This is a genomic window from Kineococcus indalonis, assembly GCF_009906395.1.
GTDB lineage: Bacteria > Actinomycetota > Actinomycetes > Actinomycetales > Kineococcaceae > Kineococcus > Kineococcus indalonis.
On sequence record NZ_JAAALM010000095.1, the window covers coordinates 1 to 9,936 of the forward strand.

General features: G+C 74.5%; 9 protein-coding genes, 1 tRNA gene and 1 pseudogene. 7 read left to right on the plus strand and 4 right to left on the minus strand.

All coding sequences use genetic code 11. The annotated features are described in order from the left end of the window. Positions 1-88: 88 nt before the first annotated feature. Positions 89-2,053: an ATP-binding SpoIIE family protein phosphatase gene (locus GTR00_RS06980; protein ID WP_166610915.1), complete on the plus strand. Its 1,965-nt coding sequence runs from the start codon at positions 89-91 to the stop codon at positions 2,051-2,053. On the opposite strand, the gene GTR00_RS06985 is transcribed toward GTR00_RS06980, so the two are convergent. Beyond that, a complete protein-coding gene (locus GTR00_RS06985) occupies positions 2,040-3,395 on the minus strand; it encodes an APC family permease (RefSeq protein WP_166610916.1) in 1,356 nt (451 codons plus the stop codon). The two genes, GTR00_RS06980 and GTR00_RS06985, sit on opposite strands and share 14 nt — an antisense overlap. Positions 3,396-3,504: 109 nt before the next feature. Between GTR00_RS06985 and GTR00_RS06990 the strand changes: the two genes are divergently transcribed. Then, positions 3,505-3,577 (plus strand) — tRNA-Lys (locus tag GTR00_RS06990). A gap of 218 nt (positions 3,578-3,795) precedes the next feature. Here GTR00_RS06990 and GTR00_RS26310 read toward each other — a convergent pair. The 3 genes and pseudogenes from GTR00_RS26310 to GTR00_RS07010 all read right to left on the minus strand — a co-directional run. Next, positions 3,796-4,851, minus strand: a pseudogene (locus GTR00_RS26310) (site-specific integrase); the annotation flags it as partial. Then, the gene (locus GTR00_RS26315) at positions 4,848-5,057 is read right to left on the minus strand and encodes a DNA-binding protein (RefSeq protein WP_166610917.1); all 210 of its coding nucleotides are present in this window, start codon (positions 5,055-5,057) and stop codon (positions 4,848-4,850) included. The pseudogene GTR00_RS26310 and the gene GTR00_RS26315, both read right to left, overlap by 4 nt. A gap of 55 nt (positions 5,058-5,112) precedes the next feature. Further along, positions 5,113-6,141, minus strand: a complete 1,029-nt coding sequence (locus tag GTR00_RS07010; RefSeq protein ID WP_166610918.1) for a lytic transglycosylase domain-containing protein — start codon at positions 6,139-6,141, stop codon at positions 5,113-5,115. A 321-nt stretch (positions 6,142-6,462) separates the two neighbouring features. Between GTR00_RS07010 and GTR00_RS07015 the strand changes: the two genes are divergently transcribed. From GTR00_RS07015 to GTR00_RS07035, 5 genes are all read left to right on the plus strand, one after another. Beyond that, complete coding sequence (locus tag GTR00_RS07015) at positions 6,463-6,939, plus strand: XRE family transcriptional regulator (RefSeq protein WP_407659650.1); 477 nt, start codon at positions 6,463-6,465, stop codon at positions 6,937-6,939. A 15-nt stretch (positions 6,940-6,954) separates the two neighbouring features. Continuing rightward, positions 6,955-7,455, plus strand: a complete 501-nt coding sequence (locus GTR00_RS07020; protein ID WP_166610919.1) for an ImmA/IrrE family metallo-endopeptidase — start codon at positions 6,955-6,957, stop codon at positions 7,453-7,455. Positions 7,456-7,471: 16 nt separating this feature from the next. Then, complete coding sequence (locus tag GTR00_RS07025) at positions 7,472-8,629, plus strand: MAB_1171c family putative transporter (RefSeq protein ID WP_166610920.1); 1,158 nt, start codon at positions 7,472-7,474, stop codon at positions 8,627-8,629. Then, on the plus strand, positions 8,626-9,246 hold the full coding sequence (locus GTR00_RS07030) for a phosphatidic acid phosphatase (RefSeq protein ID WP_166610921.1): 621 nt from the start codon (positions 8,626-8,628) through the stop codon (positions 9,244-9,246). The genes GTR00_RS07025 and GTR00_RS07030 overlap by 4 nt, the downstream gene beginning before the upstream one ends. Before the next feature lie 372 nt (positions 9,247-9,618). Beyond that, positions 9,619-9,936 (plus strand): helix-turn-helix domain-containing protein (locus GTR00_RS07035; protein ID WP_166610922.1); only part of this gene is annotated, 318 nt, incomplete at its 3' end.

Genomic DNA, 9,936 nt, shown 5'->3' on the forward strand with positions numbered 1-9,936 from the left:
GTTGGGGCGGACACGGGCGGGCGGCGGTGGTGCAATGGTGCACGAGCGGCCCGGGGCCCGGGCCGGCCCCGACGGCGGGAGGTCCCCGGTGAGCGCTCCCGGCGACACCCGCGACGGCGCCCGCGACGGCGCCCGCGACGACGCCCGCGACGGCGCCCGCGACGGCACCGTCGACTTCCGCAGCGTCTTCGAGCAGCTGCCCTCCGCCTACCTCCTCCTCGACGGCGAGGGGGTGGTCGTGGCCGTCAACCGCGCCTGCGCCGAGCGCCTGGGGCGCGGCCCGGAGGAGCTGGTGGGCCGCCGGCCCGCCGAGGCGGTGCCCGCGCTGCTCACCGCGGACGGGCGCCTGCCCGGCACCAGCGCCCCGGTGCGCGACGGCGCCGGCCGCACCCGCTTCACCCTGCACCGCCTCGACGGGCCCGCCACCACCCTGGCCGAGCTGTCGCTGCGGCTGACCGGCGCCGGCAGCCTGGAGGAGATCGAGCACCTCGTGGTCGAGGAGGGCCTGGCCGTCCTCGGCGTGGACGGCGGCGGCCTCGCCTCCCCCGTCGAGGGCGGCGGCTGGCGGCTGACGGGCAGCACCGGCCTGGACGAGGGGATCCGCGCCGAGCACGCCCTGGTCCCCGCCGACAGCCCGCTGCCGGTGTGCCACAGCGCCCGCACCGGCGAGCGGGTGGTGCTGCCGGACCCCGCCGCGGCGGAGGCGTTCGCGCCGGTGATGCGCGAGGTCGTCGAGCGCACCGGGCGCCGGGCGTGGACGTCGCTGCCGCTGCTGCACGAGGGCCGCCCGATCGGGGCGCTGGCCGTGGCGTGGCGCGAGGAGCACCGCTCCGACGAGGCGGAGCTGGCGGTGGTGGAGGCGTGCGCGGCGCACTGCGCCCGCGCGCTGGCGCGGGTGCTGCAGCGGCGCGAGCACCTCAGCGCCGCCGAGCGGATGGGGCAGGTCCTGCAGCGCAGCCTGCTGACGCGCCCGCCGGTGCACGAGGGGCTGCGGGTGGCGGTGCGCTCGCGGCCCGCCGCGCGCGGCGCGGAGGTCGGCGGCGACTGGTTCGACGCCTTCCCCACCGGCTCGGGCGGCACGGTCCTCGTCGTGGGCGACGTGTGCGGGCACGACCAGGCGGCCGCGGCGGCGATGGGGCAGGTGCGCAGCCTCGTGCGCGGCCTGGCCTACGACGGCGACGACCGCCCGGTGAACCTGCTGGCGCGCCTGGACCGGGCGGTGGCCGGGCTGGGGCTGGACGTCATGGCCACCGCCGTGCTCGCCACCGTGGACGCGCCGGCCGGGGCGGGCACCGGCTGGCGCCTGCGCTGGGCGAACGCCGGGCACCTGCCGCCGCTGCTGCGCCGCGCCGACGGGCGCGTGCAGGTGCTGGGCCTGGACGGGGACCTGCTGCTGGGCGTGGACCCCGGCGCGGTGCGCCACGAGCACGTCACCGACGTCTTCCCCGGCGACGTGCTCGTCCTCTACACCGACGGCCTGGTGGAGCGGCGCGACCGCGACCTCGACGACGGCATCGGCCTGCTCGCCGCCGTCCTGTCCGGCCCGGACGGGCTGGACGCCACCGCGTGGGCCGACGCCCTGGTGGCCGGGCTGGAGGAGGACGCCCTGGACGACGCCGCCCTGCTCGTCCTGCACGTGGACCCCGACGGCGCGCTGACGCCCGCCGTGATCGACGTGCGCGACGAGATCGACGTCACCCTGCCCGCCGACCCGCGCTCGGCCCGCGAGGCCCGCCGCCTGGCGCAGCGCTGCTGCCACCGCGCCGGGCTGCCCGAGGGCCTCGTGGACACCACCGTGCTGCTCACCAGCGAGGTCGTCACCAACGCCGTCGTGCACGGCCGCAGCGAGACCCGGCTGCGGGTGCGCGCCGGCGCCGGCGACGTGCACGTGGAGGTCGAGGACGACAACGACCGCCTGCCCGTGCTGCAGGTGCACGACGACGACGCCCTCAGCGGGCGCGGCATCGGCATGCTCCAGGAGGAGTCCAGCGCGTGGGGGGTGCGCTCCACCGCCCTCGGCAAGGTCGTCTGGTTCACCGTCAGCGACCGCTGACGGCCCGCTCGCCCGGCTGCCCGCCCGTGCGCACCGCGCGGCGCGTGACCGCGTGCAGCAGCGCGCCGATCGCCAGCAGCACCAGCGCCCGCAGCCACACCCCGGCCTCCTGCTGGGTCAGCAGCGCCAGGCAGGAGACGACGCCGAGGACGGGCAGGACGGTGGGGGCGCGGAAGTGCCGGTGCTCCACGCGGTCGCGGCGCAGCACCAGCACGGCGACGTTGGTGCTGATGAAGACGAACAGCAGCAGCAGCACGACGGTCGCGGCCAGCGTGGCCAGGTCGCCGCTGAGCACCAGCGCCATCGACACCAGCGTGGTCACGACGATCGCCACCCACGGGGTGCGCCGCCCCGGCAGGACCCGGGACAGGACCTTGGGCAGCAGCCCCTCCACGGCCATGCCGTAGGTCAGGCGGCTGCACATGATCGCCGTCAGCAGGGCGCCGTTGGCCACCGCGACGAGCGCGATCAGCGAGTACAGCCAGCTCGGCAGCCCCACGTCGGCCACGCGCACCACCTCCAGCAGCGGCCCGGAGGACGAGGCGATCTGCTCGGGGGCGACGGCGGTGGAGACGGCCAGGCCCACCAGGACGTACACGACACCGGCGACGGCCAGGCCCCCGAAGAGCGCGCGCGGGTAGGTGCGCGAGGGGTCCACCGCCTCCTCGGCGACGTTCGCGGAGGTCTCGAAGCCGACGAAGGAGTAGAACGCCAGCACCGCCGCGGCGAGGATCCCCGCCACCGGCGTGCGCCCGGGCGCGAACTCCAGCACCCGCCCCGCGTCGCCGTCGCCGCGGCCCAGCACCACCGCCGCCAGCGCCACGATCAGCAGCAGCCCACCCACCTCGACCACCGTCATGACGACGTTCGCGCGCAGCGAGTCCTTGATCCCGCGCATGTTCAGCAGCGCCACCAGGGTCAGGAACACCAGCGCCGCCGGCAGCGCCGGCACGTCCACCAGGGCACCCAGGTAGTCACCCGAGAACGCCAGCGCCAGCCCCGCCACGCTCGTCACCCCCGCGGCCAGCATGCAGAAGCCCACCAGGAAGGACACCACCGGCCGCCGGAACGCCCGCTGCGCGAAGACCGCCGCTCCCCCGGCCTTGGGGTACTTGGTGACCAGCTCCGCGTAGGACGCCGCCGTGAGGGCCGCCAGCACCAGCGCCACGGCGAAGGGCACCCAGATCGCGCCCCCCACCTGACCGGCCAGCTGACCCACCAGCGCGTACACGCCGGCCCCCAGGACGTCACCGAGGATGAAGAGGAAGAGGAGCTTGCCGCTGATCGCGCGGCGCAGGCCCACGGGCTGGGCCTGATCGGTGGTGCCGGTGTGTGTGCTCACCCCGGATCCTTATCCCACCGCGGCCCCCCCGGCACCTCGAAGCCACCTGCACCGACCCCCGCCCGCGCCGTCCCGCGGTCTGAGAGGATGCCCCCGGACGCACGCGTCCGGGCCTCTAGCTCAACTGGCAGAGCAGCGGACTTTTAATCCGCGGGTTCAGGGTTCGAGCCCCTGGGGGCCCACCGCGCTGACCTGCAGCTTCACTCACCGGGGGGCTCCTGCCGGCCGCCGCGGAGGCCCTGCGCGCTAACACCCCGCTAACACCGCGCGGCTGATCACCGCGGGTGTACGCCACGGCCGCGGCGATCGCGTCGGCCGCCGAGCGCGCCACCTCCGGCACCACGTGCGTGTACAGGTTGGCCGTGATGCTCGTCGTCGAGTGGCCCAAGCGGTCGCTGACGATCTTGATGTCCACCCCGGCGGCCAGCGCGAGGCTGGCGTGGGTGTGCCGCAGGTCGTGCAGCCGGATGACCGGCACCCCGGCCGCCTCGACGAGCTTGCGGAAGGTGTGCGTGACGACGTCGGGCCGCAGCAGATCGCCGTTCTCCCGGGTGAAGACCAGCCCGTGCTCGACCCACGCCTGCCCCCACGCGGCGCGCTCGGCCTCCTGCACCACCCGGTGGCCCCGCAGGACGTCGACGGTCAGCGGGTCGATGGGCACCACCCGCGCGCCGGCCGCCGTCTTCGGCGCCCCCAGCCGCGGGCCGTCGTCCCCTTCGGTGATCTGCCACGCCACGACGACGTGGGCGCGCTCGAGGTCGACGTCGCGCCAGTGCAGCCCGATCGCCTCGCCGCGGCGCATGCCGGTGAAGGCGATGAGGTGGAAGAGCGCGGAGAGGCGGTGCTCGGCAGCGGAGTCGAGGAACGCGGCGATGTGGCGCGGCTCCCACACGGAACTGCGCGCGGGCCGGTGCTGCGGCAGCTCGACCTGCACCGCGGGGTTGAAGGCGAGAAGGCGGCGCTTGACGGCGGTGTTCAGCGCCGATCGCAGGGTGCGGTGCACGTGCTGGACGGTCGCCGCGCTCGTGCCGCCGTGGCGGCCGTCGAGCAGGTCGGAGTACAGGGCGTCGAGGTGGTCGGCGCGCAGGTCCTGCAGCCGGTAGTGCCCCAGCGACGGGGTCAGGTAGCGCCGGATGTGCATCGCGTAGCTGCGCCGGGTGGTTTCGCGCAGGTTGCGCTTGCCGGTCAGCCACTGCTCGAGGTACTCGGCGACGGTGAAGGCGCGGTCCTGCCGCAGCCCGGCCTGCTGGCGGGTGACCTCGGCGTCCAGGGCCTGCTGCGCCTCGCGCTTGGTGGCGAAACCCGAGCGGGTGCTCTGCCGGCGCTTCCCGTCGGGGCGGCGACCGGAGTCGACGATGAAACCCCACGGCCCGCGGCAGCGGTGCGGCAGCAGCTCGCCGTCGGCGTCGCGCGGGCAGGCGGCGACGTGCCGCTGCCACACGGTGCCCCTCTTCACCGCCGCACTCCGACGAGGTCGAGCAGCGGGGCGGTGGGCACGCGGATGAGCTTGCCGAGCCGCACGACGGGCGTGGGCCAGTTGTCGGTGCGGATCAGCTCGTAGGCGGCGGTGCGGCCGATGCCGAGGACGGCGGCCGCGGTGGGGACGTCCACGACGGGTGGCAGCGTGCGGATCTGCTCGAGGTCCAGCTGGAGGCGGCTCATCGGTCCTCTCCCGTCGTGGTGCCGTTCAGGATGGCGCGGACGCCTCGGTGGTGCATCAGTCGGTGAACGAGACGTGGACGTGGTCGTAGTGGCCGCCGGTGGCGTCCTCGGCGTCGTAGACACCGCCGCCGGTGTAGGCGCGCCAGCCCTCGTCGTCGCGGCCGGTGGACCAGATGCGGCCCTGCCAGATGACGTACTTCACGTGCAGGGCGGCGGCGTTGGCCTGCAGCCAGGTGGCCAGCTGCCAGCCGGCGCTGACGTCGGCGTCGCCGGGGAACCTGCCGAGCTCGCCGAAGGTGAGGTCGCAGCCCTTGCCCTGCGGGTGGTCGGAGGTGGGGTTCCACGCGTGCGCGTCCCAGCAGGAGGTGGGCCGCTTGCCGAAGGTTGCCCAGATCTGCTGCACGCCCCAGTTCGTCGCGGCGGTGACGCACCCGCCGGTGCCGGTGGGGTCGGGCACGCTGCAGCCGGCGGAGGCACCGGTGAAGGCCGCGGCCTGGCCGCCACCGGTCGCGGTGGGCGCGGCGGTGTACTCGTCGAGGTAGCGGTGGATGGCTTCCAGGTAGCTGGTGACCTGGGCGGCGCAGTCCGCGCCGCACCCGGCCTCCCCGGCGGCCGGGACGCCGGTGGCCGAGCCGGTCACCCGCGAGCAGCCCGCGAGGTGGCACACCGCCATGGCATCCAGCGGGCTGGCGCTCTTGCCGGTGGCCTGCAGGTGGGCGGTCACGGCACGCAGGTTGGCGCACATCCACGGCAGGACGACCGCGAAGTGGCGCTGCGGGTCCCACACGGCGTGGTCGGCCGGCGGCTTGGCGCCGGGGTCCCACCCCGCTCCCCCACCCGCGGCGCTCCAGGTGGCGGGCATCGCCTGCAGCAGCCCGGCCGCACCGGCGCTGGAGAAGGCGTGCGGGTCCCAGCCGGACTCCGCCTGCACCTCGGCCGCGAGCCACGTCAGCGGCAGCTCGGGGCAGGCGGAGGCACGGGCCGATTCGAGGGTGTCGATCCACTGCCGTGCGGCCGCGGGCAGCGCCTCGACGTCGAGCGCCTGCCCCGGTGCGACGGCCGCCCGGGCGTCGGTGTCAGACATCGCCCCGCCGATCAGGACGGTGCTGCAGAGGAGGGCGGACAGGCCTGTGATCGCTGTCCTCACGGACGACCACTCCCCTCACGACTACGGTTGGGCCCAGGATCACGGCGGCCTCGCCCACGCGAGGCCACCGGACAGGCAGGACTGGACAGGCACGACTGGTGGGAAGGGCGGGCTCAGGGGTCGCCGGACGGATCGACATCAGAGCGGCTGGCTCACACCTGCCATTTACACCAGTTAATGGGACGACTTGAAGGTTAGTCCCCTGTGAACACTTGTCAAGGCGCGACACAGGCGAGGAGGAGACGGCTCGTGGCGGACGTGCGCCCGGAGGGCGAGGACGCGGTCGACGGCGCACGTTCGGAGGAGGCACCGGCCCCCGGGCCGCTGGCGGCCAAGGTCGACCACCTCTTCCGCACGGTTCGACCAGCCAAGGGCGAGTACTCCTACGAGCACGTCGCAACCTCGATCAAGGAGACGGGTGGGCCGACGATCTCGGCGGCGTACCTGTGGATGCTGCGCAACGGCAAGCGCGACAACCCGACCATGCGCCACCTCGAGGCCCTGGCGTCCTTCTTCGGCGTCCCGCCGGGCTACTTCTTCGACGACGCCCTGGCCGCGCGGGTCGACGAGCAGCTGGCCCTACTTGCATCCCTGCGCGACGTTGACGTACGAAGGGTCGCGCTGCGGGCCTCTGGGCTGAGCAGCGAGAGCCTGGCGACCATCGCGGAGATGATCGAGCGGGTGCGCAAGCTCGAGGGCCTGCCGGAGCGGGCCGGCGAGGAGCACAAGGACTGAGAGGACGGTGCAGCCGTGAGCCTGCGCGCGCTCCGGCACCGGTGCGCAGCACGCCTGCGCGACCTGGCACTCCCCGACACCTTCAGCACGGACGCCTTCGCGACGGCCGTCGCCGACCTCCGCGGCCGGCCCGTCCACGTCCTGCCGCACAGCACGACCGGCCCCTGCGGCGCCTGGGTGTCCACCGCGGCGGCCGACTACGTCTTCGTCGACGAGAGCACGAGCGGTGTGCACCGGCGGCACATCCTCGCCCACGAGCTCGCGCACGTGGTCTTCGACCACGGCGGCCCGGACGTCCTGGCGGACGACGTCGCCGCGCGCCTGCTGCCCGACGTCGACCGCTCGACCATCGAGCGCGTCCTGCAGCGCAGCTCCTACTCGACGGAGGAGGAGCGCGAGGCGGAGGTCTTCGCCTCGATGGTGCTGCAGCGCATGCCGGCCCTCGACGCCCTCCCCCACGCGGCCTCGCGGGAGGTGCAGGCCCTGGCCCGCAGCTTCGGGGCGGCGCGTGGCTGAGCGGATCTCGAGCTGCGTGACGCTGCTGCTGTGCCTGGCGGCGATCCCGCGGCTGCGCGACCTCGCACCCGGCGTCGACGCCGGCCGGCGCGTGGTCGCGATCACCGTGGTCGCCCTCGCCGCCTCGGCCGCGGCGCTCACCTTCCCCGGCGAGCGGATCCTGTACTCGCTGACCGGCATCGCCCACATCGGCGACCTCGTCGGCCGCGCGCTGCTCATGGTCACGGCCGTGGCGACGCAGTGCATCTTCCTGTTCGCCGTGGAGCCCGACCAGCACCCCCGGCCCCGGCTGCGCCGGCGCGTGGCCGCGCTGATCGCCGCCCTGGTTCTCCTGGTGTCCGTCTTCACCGCCGCGCCGGGCCGTGACGCCTCGGCGGACTACCTCGTGGTCTACGGCGCCGAGCCCCTCGTCGCGATCTTCGTCGTGACCTTCACCGCCTTCCTCGGGTGGTGCTTCGCCGACGTGCTGGCCGCCTGGTCGCGGCTGAAGCGCCGCACGAGCGGCACCTTGCACGCCGGCCTGCACACGCTCGCCGCCGGCGCGGGCGTAGGTCTGGGGTACGTCCTGCTCCGCCTGATCGGAGAGGTCGCGCTCTTCGCCGACCGGCCCGGTGTCGTGGCCGCCACCCGCATCGGCTGCCTGATCACCGGCTCGGTGGCGTCCCTGCTCGCCGTCACCGCCGTCAGCTGGCCCGCTGCGAGCGCGCTGACCAGCAGCCTCCACGAGTGGTCGCAGGCGCGTCAGCAGCTTCGTCAGCTCTTCCCCCTGTGGCGCGACCTCGCCGACGTGGCACCTCAGGTGGCGCTCGAGCAGCCCCGCTCACCGGCGCGTGAGGCCCTGGCCGTGCGCGACGTCCGGTGGCGGCTGTACCGGCGCGTCATCGAGATCCACGACGCCCGACTGGCCCTGCGCCCCTACGTGCGCCCCCTCGGTGCCTCGGCGACCACGCCGGAGGCCGCCGAGGCGCACCGACTGGCCGACGCCATCACCGCGGCACGCATCGGTGTGGCACCCGAGGTGGCGCCAGTGCGCAGCACCGGCGGCCCGAGTGAAACGACAGTGGCCGACGACGTCTCACGCGAAGCGGAGTGGCTGACCGGCGTGGCCCGGGAGTACACCGCCCTGATCAGGACGGGACGGGATCGAGCGGTGTACTCCCGGGCCGCGGCGTGAGCGAGGCAGTGATCAGCGGATCGGGCACGAAGAAGCCGGTCGACATCCGCGCGGCTGAGATCGCCAGCGAGGTCTTCGCTCCCTGGATCTGCGCCGCGGTCATGCCACCGCTCGTCGGGGCCATGACGACCGTACCGTGGTGGCGCGGCGCCCTGCACGGCCTGCTGGTGACCGTCCTGAGTGCCGGCATCCCCTACGCGGTCGTCGCCCGCGGCGTGCACACCGGCCGCTACGACGACCACCACGTCAGCCGCCGCGAGGACCGTCCCCGCCTGTTGCTCATGACGGTCGGCTGCGTCGTGGTGTCCCTGCTGCTGGTCCGACTGCTCGGCGCGACCACGGCCACCCAGGTCTTCACCGCTCTGATGCTGACCAGCGTCGCGGTGGGGGCAGTGATTTCGCACTGGTGGAAGATCTCCCTGCACGCCCTCGTGCTGGCGGCCTCGGTCACCGTCCTCGTTGCGCTCGAGGGGAAGCTGCTGCCGCTCGCGGCTCTCGTGCCCGTCGTGGGCTGGTCCCGGTGGCGGCTGCAACGCCACTCGTGGGGCCAGGTCGTAGCGGGCAGCGTCGCAGGAGTGGCACTGGCGGCTGCAGCCCTGCCCGTGGCACTCCGATGAGCTTCGAACGCCGCAGTGCCGGCGCAGACGTTGAGCGTGACCGACGGCTGGCTAGTGCTCAGGACCGTGCTGCAGCCAACCAACTCATCGACGACTTCTACGCCGGGCTTTGACGACTGTTCGGGTCTGCGGGTGGGGGCAGCCTGGCAAGCAGATCCGGGAACGCAGCCACCGCCGTCGACGTCCAAGCGACCGGGACGACCTTCCTTCGAAGGGATTGCAATGCGGCCCCCGCGATCAGCGGTCGACCGCCACGCGACCCAGATGACGCGGGCTGGCGTGCTTGCTCCTGGGGCGCCTCGCCTTAGGGTGCTCTGCCAGGGCACCCCTCGACGGTGGAGGACGCACCCGAGGCGACCTAGCGTTGACGCCGTGAGCACCCGCGACGACGTCCGCGACTTCCTGACTTCACGGCGGGCCAGGCTCACCCCCGAGCAGGCGGACCTGAGCACCCCCCGCGGTTACCGCCGGGTCCCCGGCCTGCGCCGCGGTGAGGTCGCCGACCTGGCCGGGGTCAGCGTGGAGTACTACGCCCGCCTGGAGCGCGGCAACCTGTGCGGCGCCTCTCCCGAGGTGCTCGGAGCCGTCGCCCGCGCCCTGCAGCTGGACGAGGTCGAGCACGCTCACCTGCTCGACCTGGCCCGCGCCGCCGGGCCGGCGGCTCGCAGCCACCGCCGCACCGGCCGGGCG